A 25,099-nucleotide genomic window follows, 5' to 3' on the forward strand; every position below is an offset into this window, starting at 1 on the left:
AATGTCCCAGAAACCCCAGCAGCAACTCTCCGCCTGCCCCGGCTGCGCGGAACCCCTGGAATCGGGCGACCGGTTCTGCGGAGCGTGCGGCTACGACCTGACGTTCGTGCCGGCCTCGCAGCCGGGGGCCGACCGTCCGACGGTGGCAATCGGCACGCCCGTCGCCTGGCCGGACCCCCCGCCCCGGGACCCGTACGCGCTCTCCACCTCGACCCAGCACCCCGGCGACCTGCCGGGCCGGGACTCGGGCGGTCACGACCTGACGGAGGAGACGCCTCCGCACGGGACCCCGGACCGCGGCGCGCCGGTCGCGGCGGCGGAGGCGGCGGCCTCGCCGGCTTCCGCCCCGGCTTCCGCTTCCCCTGCCAGGGACCTGCCGACGATCCCGGTCCGCACGGACGGGCCGCACGCGGCGGCCACCTCGGGCGACGGCTTGGCCGCCCTCGCCGGCGCGGCGCCCGCGCCCCACGCCTCGGCGTCGGCCTCGCCCGCCGCGCCCTCCGCTTCACCCTCCGCTTCCGCTTCCGCCGACGGGGACTTCCCGCTGGCGGCGCCGGACCCGCGGACCGCGGCGGCGCAGCCGCCCGTGCCGCCGATGCCCGCCGCCCCGCCCCTCCCCGCGCAGGCACCCGCGGAGGCGGCCGCGCCGGCTCCGCGGCCGGCCGCCGCGGGCGGGGGCAGGGTGTGCGTGGCGTGCCGGGCCGGGCACGTGGATCCCGACGGGTACTGCGAGAACTGCGGGCACGCCCAGCCGCGCGAGCGCGACCACATGGAGCAGGAGCTGTCGACGGTCGCCGCCGTCAGCGACCGCGGGCTGCGCCACCACCGCAACGAGGACGCCTTCGCCCTCGCCGTCGCCGCCCTGCCCGACGGCTCCCCCGCCACCCTGGCGGTCGTCTGCGACGGCGTCTCCTCGGCGACCCGCCCCGACGAGGCCTCCGCCGCCGCGGCGGACGCGGCCGGCCGGTCGCTGCTCGCCGCCCTGCCCCGGGGCACCCACCCGCAGCAGGCCATGCACGACGCGATCGTCGCCGCCGCCGAGGCGGTCGACGCGCTGGCCGAGGAGCAGGGCCGGGACGCCATGGAGCACGATCCGCACCGCCACCAGAACGCCCCGGCGTGCACCATCGTCAGCGCGGTCGTCGCCGACGGGCTGCTGATCGTCGGCTGGATCGGCGACAGCCGGGCCTACTGGGTGCCGGACGACCGCTCCGCCCCGCCGGCCCGGCTCACCCAGGACGACTCCTGGGCCGCGCAGATGGTCGCCGCCGGTCTGATGAACGAGGCCGAGGCGTACGCCGACGAGCGCGCCCACGCCATCACCGGCTGGCTGGGCGCCGACGCGTACGAACTGGAGCCGCACACGGCCGCGTTCAAACCGGACCGCCCCGGGGTGGTCGTGGTCTGCACCGACGGGCTCTGGAACTACGCCGAGGGCGCCGAGGAGATGGCCCGGGTCGTGCCGCCGGACGCGGCCGGGCGGCTGCTGCACGGGGCTCAGGTGCTGGTCGGGCACGCGCTCGACGGCGGGGGCCACGACAACGTAACAGTGGCGCTCCTCCCGTTCGACGTCCCGCCGCAAGGGGCAGGATCGGCCTGAGCGGTCCGCCGCTCCCCGACCTCGCGCCCCCGACAGCCTCGTCCCCGTCCACCCGGACCACCCGTCCCGCCGCCCGCCCGCCGTGACCCGACACGACCCGCGCCCCCGCCCGTCCGCGCCCGTCGTGGCGACGTCCCGCGCTTCCACGCTGTTGTTCCCGCTGTTGTCGAGGAGCCGAATCAGATGGCGAACTTCTCCAAGTCGACCGTGCCGCAGTTCTCGGTGGACGTGTACCAGAACGAGTTCCTGCCGGAGGGCGGCCGCGAGGTCAGCGCCATCGTCACGGTCACCTCGACCGGGGGCGGCACCAGCGGGGGCGCGCTCATGGACGCCCGCCCCGGCGGCCCCGGGCAGGGGGGCGCGGCCGCCGTGGTGATCATGGTCGACTGTTCGGGCTCGATGGACTATCCCCCGGCCAAGATGCGGGGCGCCCGGGAGGCGACCGCCGCCGCCGTCGACGCCCTGCGCGACGGCACCTCCTTCGCCGTCGTCGCCGGTACGCACGTGGCGAGCGAGGTCTACCCAGGCAACGGCGGGCTCGCCGTCGCCGACGACTCGACCCGCGCCCAGGCCAAGGAGGCGCTGCGCAGGCTGACCGCCGGCGGGGGTACGGCGATCGGCACCTGGCTGCGGCTCGCGGACCGGCTGCTGGCCTCCGCCGACGTGCCGATCCGGCACGGCATCCTGCTCACCGACGGCCGCAACGAGCACGAGTCGCCGGAGGACCTGCGGGCCGCGCTGGAGGCCTGCGCGGGACGCTTCACCTGCGACGCGCGCGGTGTGGGCACGGACTGGGAGGTCAAGGAGGTCACCGGCATCGCCTCGGCGCTGCTCGGCACGGCCGACATCGTCGCCGACCCCACGGGCCTGGCCGCCGACTTCACCACGATGATGGAGCGGGCCATGGGCAAGGAGGTGGCGGATGTCGCGCTGCGCCTGTGGACGCCGGTCGGGGTCGAGATCACGTACGTGAAGCAGGTGGCGCCGACGGTCGAGGACCTGACCGGCCGGCGCACCGAGGCCGGCCCGCGCGCCGGGGACTACCCCACCGGTTCGTGGGGCGACGAGTCCCGCGACTACCACGTCTGCGTCCGGGTCCCCCAGGCCCAGATCGGGCAGGAGATGCTCGCCGCCCGCGTCTCGCTGATCGTCCCGGACGAGACGGGCGAGGCCCCGCGCACGCTCTCCCAGGGGCTCGTACGCGCGGTCTGGACGGACGACATGGCCATGTCGACGTCCATCAATCCACAGGTGGCCCACTACACCGGCCAGGCCGAGTTGGCACGGGTCATCCAGCAGGGGCTGGACGCCCGCAAGTCCGGCGACCACGACGGCGCGACCGCGAAGCTGGGCCGGGCCGTGCAGTTGGCGGCGGCGTCCGGCAACGCGGACACTGCGAAACTCCTTTCGAAGGTGGTGGACGTCGTGGACGCGGCGACAGGTACTGTGCGTTTGAAGGCGAAGGTCGCGGAAGCGGACGAGATGACTCTCGAGACGCGCTCCACCAAGACCGTTCGCGTGAAGAAGTAGCCCGCCGGCCAGGGAGCCGGACGACGAGAGGGGGAAGCACCGACATGCCGACCTGCCCGAACGGACACCAGTCGGTCTCCGACGACTGGTGCGAGGTCTGCGGCCATCGCATGGCCGGGGCGGGTGCGCCGGCGGGTGCCGTACCGCCGCCTCCCCCGCCGCCGCCCGCCTACGGCTATCCCGGCCCCTCGGTGCCCGGTGGCCACGGTGGGCCGCCGCCCGCCTCCGGCGGCTTCGGATCCGGGGGCGATCCGAACGCGACCGCCCAGGCAGAGCTCTGCCCGCAGTGCCGTACTCCGCGTGAGCACATGGCGCCGTTCTGCGAGGAGTGCCGCTGGAACTTCCTCACGAACTCGGCGACCTCCTACACGCCGATGGCTCCGCCTTCGCAGCAGCAGAGCCCGCCGCCCGGGATCAGCCTGCCGCAAGGGTTCCAGCAGGGCCCGCCGAGCCGGCAGCCGGATCCGTACGAGTACCAGGGTTCGCGGCCCTCGCAGATGAACCGGCCCGCGGAACCGCTGTCGGCCGACCCGACGCATCACCAGGCGCCTCCGCAGCACCAGCAACAGCAGCAGCCCCAGCAACAGCCCCCGCACCACCAGCAGCATCCTCAGCAGCAGGCCCCGCAGGGGTTCCAGCAGGGGCCGCCGCCGTCGTTCCAGCAGGCCCCGCCGCAGGCTCCGCCGGCGCAGGCGCCCGGCCGGGCGGACGACGACTGGATGCTGCCGCCGCCTTCACACGCCCAGGGGCACCAGCAGCCGCCGCAGCAGCACCAGCAGGCCCCGCAACAGCAGTACCAGCAGCAGCCGCCGCAGCAGCAGTACCAGCAACATCAGCAGCCACAGCAACAACAGCAGCCGATGGGCTGGTCGGCGTATGTCGGGCCGGACCGTGAGTACTTCATGGCGATGATGCATCGCAGCGGCCCGGAGGCCTCGGGCCTGAACCTGCCCGCGTACTCGCCCGAGCAGCATCTGCCCCTTCAGGGCAACCAGATCAGCATCGGCCGGCGCCGGCAGTCCACCGGCGAGTCCCCCGACATCGACCTGTCGGTGCCGCCGGAGGACCCGGGCGTCTCGCACCAGCACGCGGTGCTGGTGCAGCAGCCGGACGGCTCGTGGGCGGTGGTGGACCAGAACTCCACCAACGGCACCACGATCAACGGCGCCGAGGAACCGATCCAGCCCTACGTCCCCGTCCCGCTGCAGGACGGCGACCGGGTGCACGTCGGCGCCTGGACGACGATCACCATCCGGCGCGGCTAGGACGTCGTCCGGAGGTCATCGAGGCTCGCCGGGCAGTGGCCAGGCGTACGGCCCTGCGGGGTCGTCCAGCCAGGCCCACTGCCGGCCCTCGCTGACCGTCACCCCGAAGCGCTCCCGCTCAGGCCGCCCCTCGCGCTGCCAGAACGAGAGCGCTTCGCGCGTGTCCAGGCTCTCCTCGGCCAGCGTGAACAGGAAGCGGAACCGGTCGTCCTCGTACGCCTGACGCGGCAGCCCCGTCGGCCGTGCGGGCGGGAAGCGGGCGTTGCCGCCGCGCAGGGCGACGAAGTACGCGGGGGTGGCGAGGAACCGTCCTTCGGCGTGGGCGCCGTCCCGCACCCGCAGCAGCGCCAGGCCCGTGGACAGCGGTGTCAGGACGAGCGCTCCGGGGCGGCACTGGGAGAGCCAGGCGTACGGGACCGAGGGCAGGGTGCAGGTGGCGACGACCCGGTCGAAGGGGGCGCGCTCGGGGCAGCCGCGCGCGCCGTCGCCGGTGATCACGGCCGGTCCGTACCCGGCGGCGGCGAGATGGGTGCGGGCGGACTCGGTGATCTCCTCGTCCAGGTCGACGGTGGTGACGTGCCCGTCGCCGAGGCGGTGGCAGAGCAGGGCGGCGTTGTAGCCGGTGCCCGCGCCGATCTCCAGGACGTCGTGCCCGTCCCGTACCTCCAGCGCCTCCAGCATCTGCGCCATGAGGGAGGGCTGGCTGGAGGAGGAGACCAGCTCCCCGTCGCGTACGCGGGTGGCCAGCGGCTCGTCCCGGTACGCGCCGCGCAGCCAGCGGTCGCGGCGCCCGGGGTCGGGGTGGCCGGACCAGAGGCGGTCGTAGCCGGCGGCTCCGGCGACGTAGTAGAAGGGGACGAAGAGATGGCGCGGCACGGCGGAGAAGGCGGCGCGCCAGGCGGGGTCGCGGAGCACTCCGTACGCCTCGATCTCCCGCACGAGGGCCCGGCGCGCCCTCGCGCCGTCCCCGGCGAAGACATCCCGCTGCGCTCCCATGCCTCCACTCTCCTGCGCGGCGCGCGTCCGCGCAGGCTTCGCAAGCCGGATGTTCCGGGCGAGGGGGGACCTTGCGGGCAGGACCCTGCGGACAGGACCTAGACCTCCGGTCCTCGGCCGGGGCATCTGAGACGATGGAACGGTGAACGAGATTCCGCGCGGCACGCTTCAGGAGCAGACCTTCTACGAGCAGGTGGGTGGCGAGGAGACCTTCCGGCGCCTCGTCCACCGCTTCTACGAGGGCGTCGCGGGGGACCCGCTGCTGCGCCCGATGTACCCCGAGGAGGATCTCGGCCCGGCGGAGGAGCGGCTCGTCCTCTTCCTGATCCAGTACTGGGGCGGCCCCCGCACCTACAGCGACAACCGCGGCCACCCCCGGCTGCGGATGCGCCACGCTCCGTTCACGGTCGACAGGGCGGCCCACGACGCCTGGCTGACGCACATGCGCGCGGCGGTGGACGAGCTGTCCCTGGCTCCCGAGCACGAGCACCAGCTGTGGAACTACCTCACCTACGCGGCCGCGTCGATGGTGAACACCGCCGAGTGAGCGCGGGGGCGCGGGGGCGGGGTCGTGCATTCCGGAGCGCGCGCCCCGGATAACGGTCACGATCCAGTCAAGGTCCCGGTGCAAGCGGTTTCCAGCCCCCGTGCACTCTGAAAGCATCCGAAGGCATCCGACGAACGTTCGATGCGTGCGGGGCTTCAGGGGGATGGGTGACGGGGTTCGTACTTCTGCGCGTCAGAGCGCACCGGCTGCTGCTCGCCGCCGCCCTCCTCGCCGTCCTGCTGACGACGTCCGTCCTCGCCTCGCTCGCCGCCTTCTCCGGCTCCGTCGGCGACGCCGCCCTCCAGGGAACCCTGCGGGGCCGCTCCGCCCCCGCCGCCGCTCTGGTCGTCACGGCCCAGGTCCCGCCCGCCCAGCGGGCGAGCGCGGACGCGGCGGCCCGGGACGCGGCCCGGCGGACCTTCGACGACCTGCCGGTGAGCGTACGGAAGCTGGAACGGTCCGGGCCGTACGCCCTGCCCCGGAGCCTCCAGGACCCCGCGCGGCGCCTCGGCGAACCGGACCTCACCCATGTCGCCGCGCTGGACCGCTCGCGCCTCGCCCTCGTCGAGGGCGCCTGGCCGACCGCCGGCCCCGGAGCGGCGGGCGAGGGCGGCCGCGGGGCGGCCGGCGCCGTCACGATCGAGGTCGCGCTGCCCGAGGAGGCGGCCCGGCGGCTGCGGACCGGCCCCGGGACGGTCCTCGACCTCGCCGACCGGCTCGGCGGGAAGCCGGTGCGGGCCCGTGTCACCGGGATCTACCGCCCCCGCGACCTCACCGACCTGTACTGGCAGCTCGACCCGGCCGGCGGCCGCGGGGTCAGGACCGTCGTCTTCACCACGTACGGTCCGCTGCTCGCCGACCCCGCCGTCCTCGGCTCCGGCCGGCTCACCTCGGGCGAGACCCGCTGGCTGGCCACCGCCGACTTCACCGGGGTCACCACCGGCCGGATGGACGCGCTGAGCGCCTCGGCCACCGCCGTGCCCCCGGCGGTCGCCGCCGACACCGCCCGGTTCGGCGGCACCGTCAGCGCGCGCACCTCGCTGCCGACCGTCCTCGCGCAGACCGACCGGGCGCTGGTCGTCTCCCGTTCCACACTGCTGATCGTCGCCGTGCAGCTGGTCCTGCTGGCCGCCTACACCCTGCTGCTCGTGGCCCGGCTGCTCAGCTCCGAGCGGACCGGTGAGACGGAGCTGCTGCGGGCGCGGGGCGGTTCCCGCCGCCGGATCGCCGGTCTCGCCGCCGTCGAGGCACTGCTGCTCGCCCTGCCCGCGGCCGTGATCGCGCCGCTGCTCGCCGGTCCGCTGACCCGGCTGCTCGCCGAGCGGTCCGCGCTCGGTTCGCTCGGGGTCCGGCTGGACGACGCGCCGGCCGGGCAGGTGTGGCTGGTCGCCGCGCTCGTCGCCGTATGCTGCGCGGCCGCCGTCGTGGCGCCCGCGCTGGCCGCGCGGGACGGCGGGGTCGTCTCCCTGCGGAGGGGGCGCGCGGCGGCCCTGCCCGCGCCCGTGCGGGCCGGGGCCGACATCGGGCTCCTCGTCGTCGCGGCCGTCGCGTACTGGCAGCTCGACCGGCAGACCGGCGCGGGCGGTCCGAACGGGGCGGCCGGGTCCACGGCCGACCCGGGGTGGGCGGACCCCATGCTCGTCGCCGCGCCCGCCCTCGCCCTGCTCGCCGGCACCGTCCTGACGCTGCGGCTGCTGCCGCCCGCCGCCCGGCTCGCGGAGCGCCGCGCGGCGGGCGGGCGCGGACTGCCGGCGGCCCTGGCGGGCTGGCAGTTCAGCCGCCGTCCGCTGCGGGGCGCGGGCCCGGTGCTGCTCCTCGTCCTGGCGGTCGCCATGGGCATGCTCGCGATCGGGCAGAGCGCCTCCTGGGACCGCTCGCAGCAGGACCAGGCCGACTTCCGCACGGGGACGTCCGTGCGGGTCCTCACGCACGGCTCCGCCGACCCGGCCGCGGCGCGCCGCTACACCTCGCTGCCCGGCGTCCGCTCGGCGGCGCCCGCCCACCGCGCGACGACGGACTTCGCCGACAACCGCACCGCGACCGTCCTCGCCCTGGACACCCGGAGCGCCGCCGGGGGCGCCCTCTTCCGCTCCGACCTCGCCGACCGCCCGGCCTCGTCCCTGCTGACCTCCCTGGCCCCGAGGGCCGGTGCGCGGCCGGGGCTGCCCGGCACGCTGCCCGGGGTGGCGACCGACGCGTTCCTCGCGGCGGCCGGGGCGAAGAAGGGCGACCGCGTCGAGGTCTCCGTCGGCGGCGCGACGCTGAAGGTCACCCTCGTCGACACCGTCCGGCAGCTGCCGACCACCGGCGTGGGCGCCCAGGCGGTCTCCGCGACCGAGCCCGCCGCCACCCCCGACGACGGCGGGGCGCTGCTCGTCGATCTTCACGCGGCCCAGCAGTACCTCGCCGCCGCCGACCCCGCCGCGGCGGCGGCCCTCGCGCCCACCGAGTGGTGGCTGACCACCGCGCCGGGCCGCACCGGCGACGTCACCGAGGCGCTGCGCGCCCGGCCCGACGCCGACCCGGCCCAGGTCCTCGTACGGGACGAGGCGGCGGCCGAGCTGCTCGGCGACCCCCTCGGCGCGGGCCCCAATTCCGCGCTGATGGCGGTGGCGGGCGCGGCGGCCGCGCTCGCCGCGGTCGGCTTCGCGGTCAGCGCGGCCGGCTCGACGCGCGAACGGTCGGCGGAGTTCGCGGTGTTGCGGGCGCTCGGCGCCCCGCGCCGCCAACTGGCCCGGCTGATCGCCGCCGAACAGGGCCTGCTCGTCGGCATCGGCCTGCTGGTGGGCGTGGCCCTCGGCACGGTCCTGACCCGGACCGTGGTCCCCCTGGTCGTCCTGACCGGCCAGGCGACGCAGCCCGTCCCCCGGGTCCTGGTCCAGCTTCCGCCCGGGCACGTGGCCCTGCTCCTCGCCGGGGTCGCCCTGCTCCCGCTGCTGATCGTCACCGCGATCGCCCTGCGCCGCACCGACCCGGCGGTCAGCCTGCGCCACCAGGGAGACCACTGATGCCCCGCCCCACCCCCCTCAGGAAGGCGACCGCCCCCATGTCCCGCAAGCCCGTCGCCGCCGTGGCGCCCTGGGTGCGGACCCGGCTGCGGACCGCGCCCGGGGCGGCCTGCGCCTTCGCCCTGCTCGTCCTGGTCACCGCCTTCCTCGCGGCCGCGCTGCCCCGGGCCGTCGAGCGGTACGAGACGGAAGGGCTGCGCCACGACATCGGCGCCGCCGCCCCCCGCGACACCGTCCTCGACATCACCAGTGCCCCGCCGTCGCTGGAGCTCTCCGCGAGGGCCCGCGCCGCGGAGATGGGACCCGGCCCGCTGGCGCGGAAGCGCGCCGCGCTGGAGCGGCTGCTGCCAGCACCGCTGCGGATCGACGGGACGCAGTCGGCCCACGGCGTCCGCACGACCAAGCGGGTCACCGGCCTCGACCCCTGGCTGCCGCGCCCCTCCGGCCTGCCGCCCGAGTTCGTGCTCACCACGATGACGGACCTCGACAAGCGGGCGACCCTGCAGGCCGGACGGCTGCCTTCGCGCGCGGAGGCGGCCACGGGCAGCGAGGCCGCCGTGACCGCGGCGACGGCGAAGGCGCTGCGCCTGAAGGTCGGTTCGGTGCTCCACGTACCCGCCCTGTTCTCCCCGACGCCCCTCGCCGTGACGATCACCGGCATCGTGGAGCCGCTCCGCCCCCAGGGGAGCTACTGGTCCGTCGAGCCGCTCCTGCGCACCCCCGCCTACACGGTCAAGCCGAACCCCTCAGAGACGCTGTACTACTGGCAGGCGGCGCTGCTCCTGCCGCCGTCCGCCGGACCCGTACTCCTGGCGAGCACGGGCGAACCCGAGCCGTTCTGGCGGTTCGCCCCCTCCGCCGGGCATCTGCACGCCCAGGACGAACCCCGGCTGAGCGGTGCGATCGCCTCGCTCTCCGGCGGACCGGACCTGGTGCGGGTCCGCGGGGCGATCGGCCCGACCGGCGCGGTCACGACCCATCTCGACGACGTGGTCGACTCCTACCGCTCGATGCGCGACGCCATCGCGCCCGTCGTCACGGTCGCCATGTTCGGCATCGCAGCCGTCGCGACGGCGGTGATCGTCATGACGAGCGGCCTGGTCACGGCCCGGCGTCGGGCCGAACTGGGCCTGCTGCGTTCCCGCGGCGCCTCGCTGACCGGCATCGGGGGCCGGCTGCTCGGCGAGACGAGCGTCCTCGCGCTGCCCGCCGCCGGGCTCGGCCTGCTGTCGGCGACACTCGCCCTCCCCGTGGCCCGGCCGCTGCCCTCCCTCGCCGCCGCGGGCGCCGTCGCGCTGCTCGCCTGCCTGGCCCTGCCGCTGCGCGCGGTGTTCGCGCACCGCAGGCCGCTCACGCACGGCGGGCGCGAGGACCTGGTCGACGCCCGGCCCTCCCGGGGCCGTACGGTCGCCGAGCTCACCCTCCTCGTCCTCGCCGTCGCCGCCGTCGCCGCGCTGCGCCGGCGCGGCACGGACGACGCCGGCGACCATCTGGTGAGCGCGGCCCCGGTCCTCGTGGCCCTGATCGCCGCCCTGGTCCTGGTCCGGCTCCACCCCCTGCCGCTGCGGTGGGCGGCCCGCCCCGCGCGCAGGCTGCGCGGCGCCGTCGGCTTCCTGTCGCTCGCCCGGGCCGGGCGTTCCTCGGCGACCGGCGCGCTGCCGCTCCTCGCGCTGCTGGTGGCGCTGACGACGGCGGCGTTCGGCGGCTCGGTGCTCGCCGGGGTCGCGGACGCCCGCGACCGGGCGGCGCTCCTGGAGACGGGCGCTGACGCGCGGGTGGCGGGCCCGGTGGAGGCGGCGCCGGTACCGGCCGGGCTCGCGCGGAAGGTGCGCGGTGTGCCGGGAGTGCGGGACGTGGCCCCGGTCCAGGTCGAGTACGGGGTGGCGCTGCCGGCCGGGTCGGGACGCTCGGCGCTGCGGACGCTCAGCACGACGATGGTCGGGGTCGAGCCGGGGTCGTACACCCGGCTGGCCCGCCAGACCGGCTTCGGCCCCTTCCCCGCCGACCTGCTGAGGTCCACCGGCACGGGGGGTAGTACAGACGCCGCACGGGTCCTTCCGGCGATCGCCTCCCCTGGGGTGGCGGAGCGGCTCGGGGCCCGGCCGCAGGACCTTTTCACGGTCGCGGGCCGGTTCAAGGTGCGGATCGTGGCCGTACGGGCCATTACTCCGGCCCTGACCGGCGCGGACTTCCTCCTGGTCAACGCCGCCGACCTGACCCGCCGGGCGGACACCGCGCTGCTGGTCACGGGCGCGTCGCTGGACGGCGCGGCGCTGCGCGCGGTCGTCGCCGCCGAGACGGACGGCTTCACCACGCGGCTGCAAACGGAACACCGCGCCGCCTATGTGGACTCGCCGATGCAGTCGGGCGCGGAGCAGATCTATCTCGCGGCGATCGGCGCGGGCGCCGGCTACGCCGTCCTCCTGTCGCTGCTCCAGTCCTCGCCGGAACGGGCCGCGCTGCTCGCCCGGCTGCGGACGATGGGTCTGACCCGGCGGCAGGGGCGCCGGCTCCTCGGGCTCGAAGCGCTGCCGCAGGCGCTGCTCGCGGCGGTCGGCGGCATCCTCGTCGGCTGGGCGACGATCCTGCTGCTCGCGCCGGGCGTGGATCTCGTACGGCTGGCCCTGGCGGCGACTCCCGGGCTCGTCACGCTCGACAGCGCCCCGCTGCGGGCCGATCCGTGGTCGCTGGCCCTGCCGGCGGCGGGTGTGGTGCTGCTGGCGGGGGCGGCGGCGACGGTGCAGGCCTGGTGGTCCGCGCGGCGCGGCTCGATCAAGGAACTCAGGGCAGGAGACGCACGATGACGACGACCACCCACACCGGCGGCGCCGCGACCGGCACCACGCTCGCGGAGCTGGAGCGGCGGGCCGCCGCGCGGCGGGACCGGCCTTCGTACGGCCATGACGCGCTGATCGCGTGCGACCGGCTGGTACGGATCTTCACCACCGACGGGGTGGAGGTGCAGGCGCTGCAGGGTCTCGATCTGCTGGTGCGGGAGGGCGAGTTGATGGCCCTGGTCGGGGCGTCGGGTTCCGGCAAGTCGACACTGATGAACATCCTCGCGGGGCTGGACGTGCCGACGGCGGGCGCGGCGAAGGTCGCGGGCCGCGACCTGCTGGCGATGGACGCGAAGGCGCGGCTCCGCTACCGCCGGGACGTGGTCGGCTTCGTCTGGCAGCAGACGGCCCGGAACCTCCTCCCGTATCTGACGGCCGCACAGAACGTGGCGCTGCCGATGCAGTTGCGGGGCGGCGGGGGCCGGGCGCGGCGGAAGGGCGAGCGGGCGGAGGAGCTGCTCGCGATGCTGGACGTCGCGGACTGCCGCGACCGGCAGCCGCACCGGATGTCCGGCGGTCAGCAGCAGCGGGTGGCGATCGCGGTGGCGCTGGCCAACTCCCCGGCGGTACTGCTCGCGGACGAGCCGACGGGCGAGCTGGACTCGGCGACGGGCGAACAGGTCTTCGCGGCCTTCCGCCGCGCCAACGAGGAGCTGGGCACGACGATCGTGATCGTCACCCACGACCAGGCGGTCGCCTCGGAGGTCCGCCGCACGGTCGCCATCCGCGACGGCCGCACCTCCTCGGAGGTCCTGCGCCGTACGGAGGTCGACGCGGAGGGGCAGGAGTCGGTGGTGGCGCGGGAGTACGCGATGCTCGACCGGGCGGGGCGGCTGCAGCTCCCGGCGGAGTACACGGAGACGCTGGGCATGGAACACCGCGTGATGCTGGAGCTGGAACAGGACCACATCGGAGTCTGGCCGGACGACGCGGACCGCTGAGAGGGAGGGCGGGGGCGGCGGCCCATGCAGTTGCTGCCTTATGGCCGAGCCGCCTGAGCCCCGGAGCTACTGGCCGTTTCTCCCTGGGTGGACTCCCGGCTCCAGCGCAGTTCGTTCACTGCCTCTGCCGCCTCCCTGCGCGCCTCGGGGCGGGGGTGGTGAAGGAACCGCTCGACGATCGGCAGCGCCGCCTGGTCGTGAGTCGAGCCGAGGATGGCCAGGACGTAGTCCAGGAGCAAGGGTTCGAAGACATCCGCAGCGACGGCGAGCGGCTCCACCACCCGGTAGGGAAGTTCGTAGTGCGTGGAGGCGGTGCAGGCTGCGTGCAGCGCGGACTCCCGCACCGAGTAGCCCTCGTCGGAGAGCGCGACCATGACGAGGCGCTCGACAGTCCGCTCTGCGTCGTCAGGCGTCAGGCGGCCCGTCTCCAGGACGTCGCTGACGACATCGAGGCAGAGGTCCCGGCGGCCCGCATCGGAGCCGCTCAACTCCTCCCAGGCCGATTCGATCGATGCCGTCAGGGCCTGATATCCGTCCACGGCCAGAGCATAGGAGACGGTCGCCCGAGCCGTCCGGAAGTTCTGCCTGGGCCGTGCCAAGGTGGTCGGACTGGATCCTGACCACCCTCGCGACGGCCCGGCTGACCGGGATGCCACTGGTCAGCACCCGCAGCATCCTCGTACGACTCCGGGACAACGATCCCCGCCACTCGAAGGCAACTGCATTGGCGCCTGGGCCTCTTGCCGCCCCTGGGACTCTTCCGGCGGAGGTCAGTGCCGGGACGTGCGGTGGGATGGCGAGCCGTGGCGGGACGTGGGCACGGCGGGGGCGACCGGCAGGGAGGAGGGGGCGGTGCGGAGGGCGATCGAGCCGTACGGCGTGCGCAGCCGCAGCCACGGGCCCGCGGCCAGCAGCGCCACCGGCACCTCGTGAGGGGGCAGGAACCCGAGAGACTGGGCCGCGTGCACGGCCCGTAGGGGAAGCCCCGTGTCGGCGACCGTCCGCGACCAGATCTCGCGGCCGATACGGTCCCGCTCGGACCGTGTCCGGCGCTCCTCGGGCAACTCCTCGTCCCGCGCCCGGAATTCGGCGACCGCCGCCGCCACCGCGCCGCGCAGGTCGGCGACTCCCGGCACTCCGACGACCGGCTCCCAGCCGCCGCGCGGCGGCAGCACCCCTGCCCAGGGCGGCCCGGTGACGGTGTCGGGGACGACGGCCTTGCCCGCCGCCTCCTCGATGCCTTCGAGGAGTTCACCGGCGGAGACGGTGACGTCGAGATCCACCGCGTCGACCAGCCGCGCCGTCCGGATGGCGAGCACCTCGAACGACGGCGGCCGCCCGAACACCGCGAGCGCCCCGCCGCCGGCCTGGAGGCGGACGGCGGCGGCACGGTCGTAGTGGATCAGCCGGGCCAGGAAGGCGGCGAGGTCCGCCGCCTCCCGGGCGTCGGCGAAGTGCAGCGGCGCGATCATGCGGCGGCCGTCATCCCGTCGTCGACGTACTCCTGGAGGAAGGACCGCTCCTCGGCGGAGATGCGGCGCGGACGCTGCGCCTCCAGGTCGAACGGCACGACGACGGTCGAGGCCCGTACGTACACGACGTCCGGGTCCTTGATCTCGTACGCAATCGTCAGCGACGCCGCGCCGATCTTCGTGACCCAGGACTCGATGGTGACCGGCTTGTGCCGGTGCACCAGCGGCCGGACGTAGTCGATCTCGTGCCGGGCCACGACGGACCCGCCGGAGAACGACGGCGAGCCGTCTCCCGGCGCCAGACGGAACATGAAGTCGATCCGCGCCTCCTCCAGATAACGGAGGAAGACGACGTTGTTGACGTGCCCGAAGGCGTCCATGTCCGACCAACGCAGGGGACAGCTGTAGATATGGCGCACGGTCAGCCTCGGGTCAGCTTCTTGTACGTGGCGCGGTGCGGACGGGCCGCGTCGGCGCCCAGGCGCTCGATCTTGTTCTTCTCGTAGGACTCGAAGTTGCCCTCGAACCAGTACCACTTCGACTCGCCCTCGTACGCGAGGATGTGCGTGGCGACCCGGTCCAGGAACCAGCGGTCGTGGGAGACGACCACGGCCGCGCCCGGGAACTCCAGGAGCGCGTTCTCCAGCGAGGAGAGGGTCTCGACGTCGAGGTCGTTGGTGGGCTCGTCGAGGAGCAGCAGGTTGCCGCCCTGCTTGAGGGTGAGCGCGAGGTTGAGGCGGTTGCGCTCACCGCCGGACAGGACGCCGGCCGGCTTCTGCTGGTCCGGGCCCTTGAAGCCGAACGCGGAGACGTAGGCGCGGGACGGCATCTCGACCTGGCCGACGTTGATGTAGTCCAGCTCGTCGGAGACGACGGCCCACAGCGTCTTCTTGGGGTCGATGTTGGCGCGGCTCTGGTCGACGTACGAGATCTTGACGGTCTCGCCGACCTTGATGTCGCCGGAGTCCGGGGCCTCCAGGCCCTGGATCATCTTGAACAGCGTGGTCTTGCCGGCGCCGTTCGGGCCGATGATGCCGACGATGCCGTTGCGGGGCAGCGTGAAGGAGAGGTCGTCGATGAGGACCTTGTCGCCGAAGGCCTTCGAGAGGTTGTTGACCTCGACGACGATGGAGCCCAGGCGCGGGCCCGGCGGGATCTGGATCTCCTCGAAGTCCAGCTTCCGCATCTTGTCGGCCTCGGCGGCCATCTCCTCGTAGCGAGCGAGACGGGCCTTGGACTTGGCCTGACGCCCCTTGGCGTTCGACCGCACCCACTCGAGCTCTTCCTTGAGGCGCTTGGCGCGCTTGGCGTCCTTCTGGCCCTCGACCTTGAGGCGGGTCGCCTTGTTCTCCAGGTAGGTGGAGTAGTTGCCCTCGTAGGGGTGGGCGCGACCGCGGTCGAGCTCGAGGATCCACTCGGCGACGTTGTCGAGGAAGTACCGGTCGTGGGTGACGGCGACGACGGTGCCGGGGTACTTCGCGAGGTGCTGCTCCAGCCACTGCACGGACTCGGCGTCCAGGTGGTTGGTGGGCTCGTCGAGGAGCAGCAGGTCGGGGGCCTCGAGCAGCAGCTTGCAGAGCGCGACGCGGCGCTTCTCGCCACCGGAGAGGTTGGTGACCGCCCAGTCGCCGGGCGGGCAGCCCAGCGCGTCCATGGCCTGCTCCAGCTGCGCGTCGAGGTCCCAGGCGTTGGCGTGGTCCAGGTCCTCCTGGAGCTTGCCCATCTCCTCCATCAGCGCGTCGGAGTAGTCGGTCGCCATGAGCTCGGCGACCTCGTTGAAGCGGTGAAGCTTCCCCATGATCTCCGCGGCGCCGTCCTGGACGTTCTGGAGAACGGTCTTGGACTCGTCGAGCGGGGGCTCCTGGAGGAGCATGCCGACGGTGTAGCCGGGCGACAGGAAGGCGTCACCGTTGGACGGCTGCTCAAGACCGGCCATGATCTTGAGGACGGTGGACTTACCGGCACCGTTCGGGCCGACCACACCGATCTTCGCACCGGGCAGGAAGCTCAGCGTCACGTCATCGAGGATGACCTTGTCGCCGTGCGCCTTGCGCGTCTTGCGCATCGTGTAGATGTACTCAGCCAAGAGAAACCGTCCGGCAAAGAGTGAGTGGGCAGATACACCCCATCTTGCCTGACCGCCACCCTCGAATGAAAACGAGTAGGTCTCCGGGGCCCGCGCGGGGGCCGGGCGCGGGCGGGTGCGGGGGAACGGGGACGGCCCCGGTGCGCGCGGGGCGCGTCCGGGGCCGTCGGTGACGAAGGGTCGACCCTCGTCACTCACCGTTCATGGTGACCGTTCATCGTGGGGCCGCTGCCTACTGGCCGACCGTCTTCTTCTTGCGGAGGAAGAAGACCGCGCCGCCGCCGAGGACCACGAGGAGCGCGGCGATGCCGGCGATCATCGGGGTGGCGTTGGAGCTGCCGGTCTCGGCGAGGTCACCCGAGCCTCCGGTGGATCCGCCGGTGGTGCCCGCCGGGGTGCTCGGCGAGGGCTCGGTGGACGGGGTCTCCGACGGGGCCGGGCCCGGGGTGGCCGTCTTGCAGTCGAAGACGCCCTTGAAGTTCTTCTCGAAGCCGTTCGGGCCGGTGATCGTGAAGTCGTACGCCTGGTCCTCGGCGAGCGGGATCGTCACGGTCTCGGACTTGCCGCCGGGGATCGTGACCTTCTTGCCCTTGAGCTCGAAGGTGAAGTCCTCGTCGCCCTCGTTGGAGGCCGTGACCTCGAGGCCGCCCTTGGCGCAGTTCTTCACCGCGGAGACGGCCGGGATCGCGCCCTTCTTGGCCCAGGTCGCGGTCGCCTTGGCGCTGACCGTGGAGGTGCTGGTGCCGGCCAGGATCAGGGTCTGGCTCTTGACCTTCGTGGAGACGAAGGCGCGGCCGATCGGGATGTTCGTGTCGGCCTGGACGGTCAGCTCGGCGGCGCCGTCGGCGGCGCCGGCCGGGACGTCGAAGAAGACCTGGCCGCCGTTGGCGACGCTGGTGACGACCTTGCCGTCCTTGTCGACCAGCTTGACGCCCGCGGGGGCGCCCGGCACGAGCGAGACGGCGGCCGAGGCGGCGTTGGTGCTCACCGTGATCGGGCCGAGGCGCTCGCCGGTCTTGCCGGCGACGGAGGACGGGGAGAGGCTGAGGGAGGCCTTCGGCTCCTCGAGGTCCTGCGCGTTCTTCTCGAGGTACTCGGTGAGGGCCTTGGCGCTCGCGTCGTTCGGCACCGCGTCGATGTTGTCGGAGAACTGCCAGATCGCGGCCTGGGTGGCGGCGGCGGCGGTCTTCTCGGTGAGGCTCGGGACGCCGGCCTTCTTGGCCAGCTCGGCGAGGTCGTTCTTCTGCGGGTAGGAGTTCTGCAGGATCCAGCGGATCTTGCCCGCGTTCTCGTTGTCGTGGAGCGAGGACTGGTCCCAGCCGACCTCCTTGTACTCCTTGCCCTTGAGGGCGTTGGTGTGGAAGTCGATGCAGTAGGTCTGCAGCGCCCCACCGGGCGTGACGTCCATCTCGAACAGACCGGCGGAGACCTCACCCTTGCCCGGGACGGTCACCGTGTCGAAGACGGCCAGGCCGCCGAGCGTCGCGGTCGCGCCGCCCGTGCTCTGCGGACCCTCTTCGGCCATCGCCGGACCCGCGACGGCTATCGCACCCGCGGCGACGAGGCCCGAGACCACGGTCGCGGCGGCAAGGCGGGCGGCGCCGCGCCTCAGAACAGAAGACATGTTTTCCCCTCCGGGCGAGCTGCTCCGGCACCGTGTGTCACGACGCGTGGGGGGAGCGCTTCGCCAGCAGATGCACAGACCCAAGTGACTCAAGGCCGGACTCGCGTGCAGACTCAAGTCCCGTATGAGTACCCGCGCATCCTAGGGACGGGGAAGAGCTGGGTGCCCGTTCGTACGGTCTGATAACCATTCCGACTCGGAATCGTTATCACCGAGGTCCGATTCGCGTGGATGCGCAGGTCACAGTGTCGACATATCCCCCACAACTCCTGTTCAGGGCACGGGTTCCAGCACGTGTGTGACCAGTGGGGCGGCTTTCGCGGCGACCGCCGGGGGGACCGGCGAGGGCGCCGGGCCCTTCGTCGGAGGCGTGGGCCGCGCGTCCCACGGGTCACGCGAATCGCCCGCGACACCGTTCTCCTGGCGTTCCGTCAGGCGTGGCTCCCCCTTCACCACGCGCCGGAACGCTGCCGTCCCCCGTGACAGATCGTGACCGACCGCGACCGCGTCGATGTCGACGAACGTCTTGCGCTGACCGTCGCGTTCCTCCTCGCGCACCTTCAAACGGCCGTGCACGACGAGCGGTTCCCCCACCGAGACCGAGGCGGCGAGATTGACGCCCAGCGCCCGCCAGGCGAAGACCGTGTAGAAGCTGGTGTGCCCGTCGGCCCAGGCGCCCCGCTCCCGGTCCCACCGCCGCGCGGTCACCGCGAAGCGGAACCGCGCCACCCCGCCCGTCGCCGTGTCCCGGTACTCCACGCCCGTCGCCACGTTCCCGACCAGCGTCACCGTCGTGTCGTTCATGACTCCGTCCCCCTCCGTACCCTCTCGACCGTGCCCGCCCGGTGCGCGCTCGGCCTGTCACCAGGGTGGTGGGGTGACGGAGAACCCGCCACGGGCTGTGGACAGAGGGGTGCCTGGGGAGAACCGGCTCACCCGTGCGGGTGAGCCCGTTCTCCTCACGCGGCCTGGCTACGTACGCGGGTACGTGCGCGGCCTGGCTACGTACGCGGGTACGTGCGCGGCCTGGCTACGTACGCGCCGCCCGCACCGCGCTCTCGTGGACTCAGCGCACCCGCGCGCCGGGCCGGGTCCCTCCCCATCGGGCGCCGCCGAGCCGGGTGACCCGCGTGCCCGAGCGGGTTCCCGATACCGTCACGTACTGCTCGCGCACCTCGCGGTAGCGCATCAGCTCCGCCGAGATCGGGTCGAGTACCCGAGCGCGCCCGCAGGCGGCCGCCGCCTCGCGCAACTTCCGCTCGGCCTCCTGCCCGTACCGCCGCGCCGGCCCCTTCACGGCGGCCGCGCACGCCCACTCCACCAGCGGTCCGCCGACGATGCCGGCGATCATGATCAGGACGGGCGGCAGCAGACCCGGCTCCACCACACCGATGATCTGACCGACCAGCCACAGGGCACCCGCGAACTGGAGGAGGGTCATCAGGACCTGTGCCAGCACGGCGGCGGGCCACCAGGCGGGCCGGGGCGGGCGTGCCGCCGGGTCGCCGACGCCCGCCGCGAGCTCGTCGAGGGCCTCGGGCAGCCCCTCCGCCCCGCGTGCCGCGGCCTCGCGCACCGCCTGCGCCCAGGGGGCGGGCAGCCCCCGTGAGGCGTCGGCCGCCACGATCCGTACCGCCTGCTCCACCCGCTGGCGGGCCGTCAGCTCGTCCTCGGCCGGGGGCTGGAGGCGCGGGTCGGTGGAGCCGTGGTCGCGGATCCGCTCGTACCAGCGGTAGAGCCGCAGCCAGGGCGTGCCGCAGGCGCGGATGGCGCTGCGGCGCCAGACCCGTTCGGCGGCCTCGCCGGCCGCGACGGCACCGACGGCGACGGCGAGGCGGGCCGAGAAGTCGTCCCGGGCGCGTTCGCCGAGACCGGTGGGCCCGTCGGAGACGTACACCGGCCGCAGCCGGCCCGCCGCGGCGTCGATGTCGGCGGCGAGCCGCCGCGCGGGCGCGGTCCGGTCCTGGACGAACCGGCCGAGCATCTCGCGCAGTTCGCCGACGCCCTCCCCCGTGAGGGCGGAGAGGGCGAGGACGGTGGCGCCTGGTTCGCCGTGTTCGCCGAGGGCCACGCCGTCCTCGTCGAGCAGCCGTCGCAGGTCGTCCAGGACGAGGTCGGCGGCGTCGGTGCTCAGCCGGTCGATCTGGTTGAGGACGACGAAGGTGACCTCGGCGTGGCCGGCGAGCGGCCGGAGGTAGCGCTCGTGGAGGGAGGCGTCGGCGTACTTCTCGGGGTCCACGACCCAGATGACGGCGTCGACCAGGCCGAGGACGCGGTCGACCTGGTCGCGGTGGGTGGTGACGGCCGAGTCGTGGTCGGGCAGGTCGATCAGGACGAGCCCCTGGAGTTCCTCGTCGGCGGCTCCGCCCGCGAGGGGGCGGCGGCGCAGCCGGCCGGGGACGGCGAGCCGGTCCAGGAGCCCGGCGGAGCCCTCGGACCAGCTGAGGGCGATCGGCGCGGCGGTGGTGGGGCGGCGCAGTCCGGTCTCGGAGACGGGGACGCCGGCGAGGGCGTTGAAGAGGGTGGACTTGCCGCTTCCGGTGGAACCCGCGATGGCGACGACGGTGTGGCGGGCGGAGAGCCGCTGGCGGGCGGCGGCTTCGTCGAGTACGCGTCCGGCCTCGGTGAGCGTGTCGTTCTCCAGTCGGGTACGGGAGAGGCCGACCAGTTCGTGCAGGGCGTCGAGGCGGCGGCGCAGGGAGCCGCCGTACTGTCCGCCCAGGAGGGGGAGTCCGTCCTCGTCTCCGGGGTGTTCTCCGCGTTCTCCGCGTGTGCCTCCGGGGTGCGCTCCGGGGTACTCCCCGGGAAGGGCTCCGGGATGCGCTCCGGGGTGCTCTCCGGGGCGCGCCTCGTGCGGGAGCGGGCCGCCGTGCGCCCGTGCGGCCGCCCGTTCGGCGGCTCTGCGGGCGATCAGGCCGTCGTCCCAGCGGTCGTCCCAGCGGTCGTCCACCGTGCTGCTGCTGCTCACCGGTCCTCACTTCTCCTTCTGCAGTACGGAGAGCGCGGCGATCAGCTCCGCCTGCGGCTCGGGGGTCACGTCGAGGGCGTCCAGGGGGGCGAGGAGCCGGTCGCGTTCGGCGTGCAGGGCGCGGTCGAGGTACGTGGTGAGGAGGTCGCCGCCCTTGTCGCGCAGGCGCAGGGCCGCTTGGGCGCCGAGGAGTTCGGCGAGGCGTTCGCCGGCGGCGCGGGCGCGTCGGGCGCCGAGGAGGGCGGTGGCGAGGAGGGCGGCGACGGTGTCGGGGTCGACGCCGACGGTGCGGGAGGGGACGGAGCGGGAGCCCGCGGTGCGTTCGCCGCCCCGTACCTCGTCGTCGGCCAGCTCTTCGAGTTCGCGCCGCCAGCGCCGTACCACCACGCCGATCCGCTCTCCGGCCTCCGGGTCGGTGCCGGTGGCGCCGGCCGCGCCGAGCGCCGCGGCGGCGGGCTCGCGCCGCCAGGCGTCCCGTACCCGCTCGTCGGCGGCGGCGACGGCGCAGTGGACGAGGGCGGCGAGGGATTCGGCGAGGGCGTCGAGGAGTTCCTCGGCGGAGCTGTCGCGGGGGTAGGCACGCCAGCGGGTGCGGGCGTCCCCGGCGAGGACGGCGCCGCGCTGGAGCCGGCGGCGGACGCGTTCTGCCTGTTCGGCGTAGGCGGCCTCGACGGCGCCGCCGAGGCGGACGGCGGCGGCGTACTGCGCGGCGACCGCCGCCGCCAGCTCGGGGATCCGGCTGTCGAGGGAGTCGACGACGCCGGAGACGGTGCGGCTGACGGCCTGCTGGCGGGCGGCGGGGTCCTGGGCGCGGTGGGCGAGCCAGGCGCGCAGCGGGGCGACGGCGGTGTCGGGCAGCAGCCCGCTGCCGTCGCCGGTGGACTCGGGCAGCTCGGGGATGGTGAACCGGGGGACGTCGGCGAGCCCGGCCTTGTCGAGCAGGGCCTCGTACTGCCGGGAGACCTCGCCGATGACCTGGTGGGGGACGCGGTCGAGCACGGTGAGGAGGGTGACGTCGTACTCCTTCGCGGTACGGAGGAGGTGCCAGGGGACGGCGTCGGCGTACCGGGAGGCGGTCGTGACCATCACCCAGATGTCGGCGGCGCACATCAACTCGGCGGCGAGAAGACGGTTCTCGACGACGAGGGAGTCGATGTCGGGGGCATCGAGCAGGGCGATGCCGGGGGCGAGGGCGGAGGAGGTCTCGACCCGCAGGGCGTTGTCCTGCGGCGGCTCCTCGGCGGGGTGGTCGTCGTCCTGCTGGGGCAGCCAGACGCGGGTGAGCTGGGGGAGGACGCGCATGCCGGCGAACCAGTGGTGGTCGTCGGGGTGGCAGACGAGGACGGGCGTACGGGTGGTCGGCCGGAGCACACCGGCCTCGCTGACCCTCCGTCCGACAAGGGAGTTGACGAGGGTGGACTTCCCGGCTCCGGTGGAGCCGCCCACGACGGCGAGGAGCGGGGCGTCGGGGTCTTTGAGCCGGGGGACCAGGTAGTCGTCGAGCTGGGCGAGCAGCTCGGTACGGGTCTGCCGGGCGCGCGGGGCGCCTGGGAGGGGGAGGGGTAGACGCACGGCGGCGACACAGTCGCGCAGGGCGGAGAGTGCGTCGATCAGCTGAGGCCGTTCGTCCAAGGTCACCACATGCGAAGAATGCCCAATTTTGGAGCCTTTTTGAAGCGTATAACGGTCCTACGCGCCGACCGAACAACTGACGACACGAGCCTCAGGCATAACGAGTGCACAACACCCGGGCCGAGTGGCGCGAAAAGCGCTGCGGGAATCGCACCTGCCTGCGATTATCGTTCCGCTTCACCGAACCTCCACATCGTGCCACGCAGGTGAAGCAACCGGGCCAAGGCGATCGGAGCCCTATCCTTGTCCCGGCAGGCCACGCCCCACCCACGAGGGGCTCCCGGCCACCGGTCCACCACCCGGCCCCCGTAGCTCAGTGGATAGAGCAGGTGCCTTCTAAGCACTTGGCCGCAGGTTCGAGTCCTGCCGGGGGCGCTCCAGGCGAGACCCTCCTTCGGGAGGGTCTTTTTGCTGTTCAGGGGCCATTCTCGATCGGGGACGGAGACGCCCGGGGAGACGGCCTCGGATGACCCGTTCTGTCCGCATGAAACCGGCCATAAGTGACCTCAGCGGCCGCCCGGCCCGAAAACGGCCCGAAGGTCCGGGACGAACTTTCCGCAGGTTCGGGGGGACAAATCGGCATTCGGGTTGAAGCCGCGATCACGCCCGGATCATCCTTACCGTCATGTCTCTCGCCGCCGCGCTCGACGTGTCACAGTGCCCGCCTACGCGTACGACTGGGCTCTGGTCGACGTCGAGACCTCCGGTCTGATCGCCCGGCGTGACCGGATCCTCTCGATCGCAGTGCTGACCTTCGGGCCGGACGGCGCCCAGACCGGCGAGTACTCCACCCTGCTGAACCCACGTTGCGACCCCGGACCCGTGCACATCCACGGCCTGACGGCGGAACGGCTGAGCGGCGCCCCGACCTTCGAGCAGGTAGCCGGACGGATCGGGGCGCTCCTGCAGGACCGCGTCATGGTGGCCCACAACGCACAGTTCGACTATGACTTTCTGGCCCATGAGTTCGCCCGGGCCCGGCTCTGTCTCCCGGTCACCCAGCGCCTGTGCACCCTGGCCCTGAACCGGCGCGTGGAACCGCCCGCCGCCGACTTCAGCCTGGCATCACTGGCCGCCCACTACGGCGTGCCGCAGACCAGCGCTCATGACGCACTGGACGACACGCGCGTCCTCGCAGGGATCTTCCGGTCGTCCCTCTCCGAAGCCGCACGGCTGGACGTCCCGCTGCCACTGGTGCCCTGCCCTCCCCGGCAGGATCCGCAGTTCGCGCCGAATCCACCGAAGGCCCCGTGCGCGTACCGGAACCCGGGCCGCCTGACACCCGGCGGCCCGCTCGTCCAGGGCATGAAGATCGCCATCACGGGCGAGACGGCGACCTCCCGGGCCGAGCTGGTGGCCCGGTCCGTCGCCGCCGGCCTGAACATCATGTCGTCGGTGAGTCGGCACACCAGCGCTCTCGTCACCCATGACGCGGCTTCGGGCTCGGCGAAGGCACGGCGCGCGATCGCCGAGGGCGTCACGGTCATCGACGAGCACACGTTCCTCAAGCTGCTGGGAGAGGTGCGTTCCGGAACACCGCACGAGCATCAGACTCCGAAGAAGACCCCGGAAGCAGCGGCCCCGGCCACACCGCCCACCACGCCGACGCCGTCCCCCGCTGCGACCGCGGCTGTCGCGGATGTGCCGGCGCCCAGGCAACCCGAGCCCAAGCATTCCGCCAAGCCGTTCGGCCGTCGGCGCGTCCTGATTCTGGGCGGCACCCACGAGGAGGCGTCCGCCGCCCGGGCCAGGGTCGTCGAGCTGGGTGGGGCCGCCGCGATCAACCTCTCGGCGAGCGTCACCGACGTCGTCCTCTTCCCCGGGGGCGAACTCGACCGCCGCATGCCCCGCATCACCGCGCTGGAGCTTCCGATCCACGCGCACGGATGGCTCGGAACCCCCGCCTCCGAGCAGGCCGACATCCCCGCACAGGACGGTGCGGTGACCGATGTCCTGCCGCGCGGCGGAGTCATCGATCTCCCCACACTTCCCAGCGCCGGCCACTGGCACGTGAGTGCCTCCTGGGCGCAACAGATGGACTGTGAGATCGACGTCGTCGCCTTCGTCCTCGACGAGGACGAGCAGGTCTCCTGCGACGGTGACTTCGTCTTCTACAGCGCGCCGGAAAGCCCCGACGGAGCCATCCGGCTCCTCTGCGACGGCCCGACGGAGCAGACCATCGTCATCGACCTCGGGGCACTGCCCCCCGCCGCGCACAGGATCGCGATCGCCGCCGCCATCGACGGCGCCGCCACCTTCGGGGACGTCGGAGCGGTCCAGATGACCCTCGCTCCGGGTGTGGATGCCCCGGCCACGGCCCAGGCCACTCTGGACGACGCCACGAGCGAACGCACCCTGCTCCTCACCGAGATCTACCGCCGGGGCCCGAGGTGGCGCTTCCGCGCCGTCGGCCAGGGCTACGACCAGGGTCTGGAGACCCTCGTACGGGGATACGGCGTCGACGTGGAGTAACCCTCGTCGCCTGCCGGATCGCAGAGGCCCTCGAGAACGTTCCCACCGGAATGGCCGAACGGCGGATGTCGCGCACCACAGGCATAGGCGTTGACGGGGGCGATGGGTACCGTCAGGGTCG

17 protein-coding genes and 1 tRNA gene are annotated in these 25,099 nt (G+C 73.7%); 9 read left to right on the forward strand and 9 right to left on the reverse strand.

Going from position 1 to position 25,099, the window contains the following annotated elements:
* Position 1 precedes the first annotated feature (1 nt).
* From ACFZBD_RS23870 to ACFZBD_RS23880, 3 genes are all read left to right on the forward strand, one after another.
* A complete protein-coding gene (locus ACFZBD_RS23870; protein ID WP_391142772.1) occupies positions 2 to 1,600 on the forward strand; it encodes a protein phosphatase 2C domain-containing protein in 1,599 nt (532 codons plus the stop codon).
* A 183-nt stretch (positions 1,601 to 1,783) separates the two neighbouring features.
* Entirely contained in the window at positions 1,784 to 3,130 is a 1,347-nt protein-coding gene (locus ACFZBD_RS23875) for a VWA domain-containing protein (protein ID WP_391142774.1), read from the forward strand.
* Between the two features lie 44 nt (positions 3,131 to 3,174).
* Positions 3,175 to 4,395, forward strand: a complete 1,221-nt coding sequence (locus ACFZBD_RS23880) for an FHA domain-containing protein (protein ID WP_391142776.1) — start codon at positions 3,175 to 3,177, stop codon at positions 4,393 to 4,395.
* A 15-nt stretch (positions 4,396 to 4,410) separates the two neighbouring features.
* On the opposite strand, the gene ACFZBD_RS23885 is transcribed toward ACFZBD_RS23880, so the two are convergent.
* Positions 4,411 to 5,391, reverse strand: a complete 981-nt coding sequence (locus ACFZBD_RS23885) for a methyltransferase domain-containing protein (protein WP_391142779.1) — start codon at positions 5,389 to 5,391, stop codon at positions 4,411 to 4,413.
* Positions 5,392 to 5,533: 142 nt separating this feature from the next.
* Between ACFZBD_RS23885 and ACFZBD_RS23890 the strand changes: the two genes are divergently transcribed.
* The 4 genes from ACFZBD_RS23890 (at position 5,534) to ACFZBD_RS23905 (ending at position 12,724) form a co-directional block, all read left to right on the forward strand.
* A complete protein-coding gene (locus ACFZBD_RS23890; RefSeq protein ID WP_391142782.1) occupies positions 5,534 to 5,938 on the forward strand; it encodes a globin in 405 nt (134 codons plus the stop codon).
* A gap of 167 nt (positions 5,939 to 6,105) precedes the next feature.
* Entirely contained in the window at positions 6,106 to 8,946 is a 2,841-nt protein-coding gene (locus ACFZBD_RS23895) for an FtsX-like permease family protein (protein WP_391142785.1), read from the forward strand.
* Positions 8,946 to 11,750: an FtsX-like permease family protein gene (locus ACFZBD_RS23900; RefSeq protein ID WP_391142787.1), complete on the forward strand. Its 2,805-nt coding sequence runs from the start codon at positions 8,946 to 8,948 to the stop codon at positions 11,748 to 11,750. Before ACFZBD_RS23895 ends, ACFZBD_RS23900 begins: the two co-directional genes overlap by 1 nt.
* Positions 11,747 to 12,724, forward strand: coding sequence for an ATP-binding cassette domain-containing protein (locus tag ACFZBD_RS23905; protein ID WP_391142789.1), 978 nt, complete (start codon positions 11,747 to 11,749; stop codon positions 12,722 to 12,724). The genes ACFZBD_RS23900 and ACFZBD_RS23905 overlap by 4 nt, the downstream gene beginning before the upstream one ends.
* Positions 12,725 to 12,762: 38 nt before the next feature.
* Here the strand turns inward: ACFZBD_RS23905 and ACFZBD_RS23910 are convergent, their stop codons facing one another.
* The 8 genes from ACFZBD_RS23910 to ACFZBD_RS23945 all read right to left on the reverse strand — a co-directional run bounded on the left by ACFZBD_RS23910 (position 12,763) and on the right by ACFZBD_RS23945 (position 22,515).
* The gene (locus tag ACFZBD_RS23910; protein ID WP_391142792.1) at positions 12,763 to 13,263 is read right to left on the reverse strand and encodes a hypothetical protein; all 501 of its coding nucleotides are present in this window, start codon (positions 13,261 to 13,263) and stop codon (positions 12,763 to 12,765) included.
* 231 nt (positions 13,264 to 13,494) lie between these two features.
* Positions 13,495 to 14,196 carry a hypothetical protein gene (locus ACFZBD_RS23915; protein WP_391142794.1) on the reverse strand — a complete coding sequence of 234 codons (702 nt, stop codon included), beginning with the start codon at positions 14,194 to 14,196 and terminating at the stop codon, positions 13,495 to 13,497.
* On the reverse strand, positions 14,193 to 14,615 hold the full coding sequence (locus ACFZBD_RS23920) for a thioesterase family protein (RefSeq protein WP_391142796.1): 423 nt from the start codon (positions 14,613 to 14,615) through the stop codon (positions 14,193 to 14,195). The genes ACFZBD_RS23915 and ACFZBD_RS23920 overlap by 4 nt, the downstream gene beginning before the upstream one ends.
* Before the next feature lie 2 nt (positions 14,616 to 14,617).
* Positions 14,618 to 16,282 (reverse strand): energy-dependent translational throttle protein EttA, encoded by a 1,665-nt coding sequence (gene ettA / locus ACFZBD_RS23925; RefSeq protein ID WP_391142799.1) that lies wholly within the window; start codon positions 16,280 to 16,282, stop codon positions 14,618 to 14,620.
* A gap of 232 nt (positions 16,283 to 16,514) precedes the next feature.
* Positions 16,515 to 17,906, reverse strand: a complete 1,392-nt coding sequence (locus tag ACFZBD_RS23930; RefSeq protein WP_391142802.1) for a Cys-Gln thioester bond-forming surface protein — start codon at positions 17,904 to 17,906, stop codon at positions 16,515 to 16,517.
* 273 nt (positions 17,907 to 18,179) lie between these two features.
* Positions 18,180 to 18,710: a single-stranded DNA-binding protein gene (locus ACFZBD_RS23935; RefSeq protein ID WP_391142805.1), complete on the reverse strand. Its 531-nt coding sequence runs from the start codon at positions 18,708 to 18,710 to the stop codon at positions 18,180 to 18,182.
* A gap of 262 nt (positions 18,711 to 18,972) precedes the next feature.
* Complete coding sequence (locus ACFZBD_RS23940; RefSeq protein ID WP_391142808.1) at positions 18,973 to 20,874, reverse strand: GTPase; 1,902 nt, start codon at positions 20,872 to 20,874, stop codon at positions 18,973 to 18,975.
* Between the two features lie 6 nt (positions 20,875 to 20,880).
* Complete coding sequence (locus ACFZBD_RS23945) at positions 20,881 to 22,515, reverse strand: dynamin family protein (protein ID WP_391142811.1); 1,635 nt, start codon at positions 22,513 to 22,515, stop codon at positions 20,881 to 20,883.
* 293 nt (positions 22,516 to 22,808) lie between these two features.
* Between ACFZBD_RS23945 and ACFZBD_RS23950 the strand changes: the two genes are divergently transcribed.
* Both ACFZBD_RS23950 and ACFZBD_RS23955 read left to right on the forward strand, forming a co-directional pair.
* Positions 22,809 to 22,881: transfer RNA gene (locus tag ACFZBD_RS23950), tRNA-Arg, on the forward strand.
* Positions 22,882 to 23,163: 282 nt separating this feature from the next.
* Positions 23,164 to 24,978, forward strand: coding sequence for a TerD family protein (locus ACFZBD_RS23955; protein WP_391142813.1), 1,815 nt, complete (start codon positions 23,164 to 23,166; stop codon positions 24,976 to 24,978).
* The last annotated feature ends 121 nt before the right edge of the window (positions 24,979 to 25,099 follow it).

Source organism: Streptomyces sp. NPDC008121 (assembly GCF_042957155.1).
Lineage (GTDB): Bacteria > Actinomycetota > Actinomycetes > Streptomycetales > Streptomycetaceae > Streptomyces.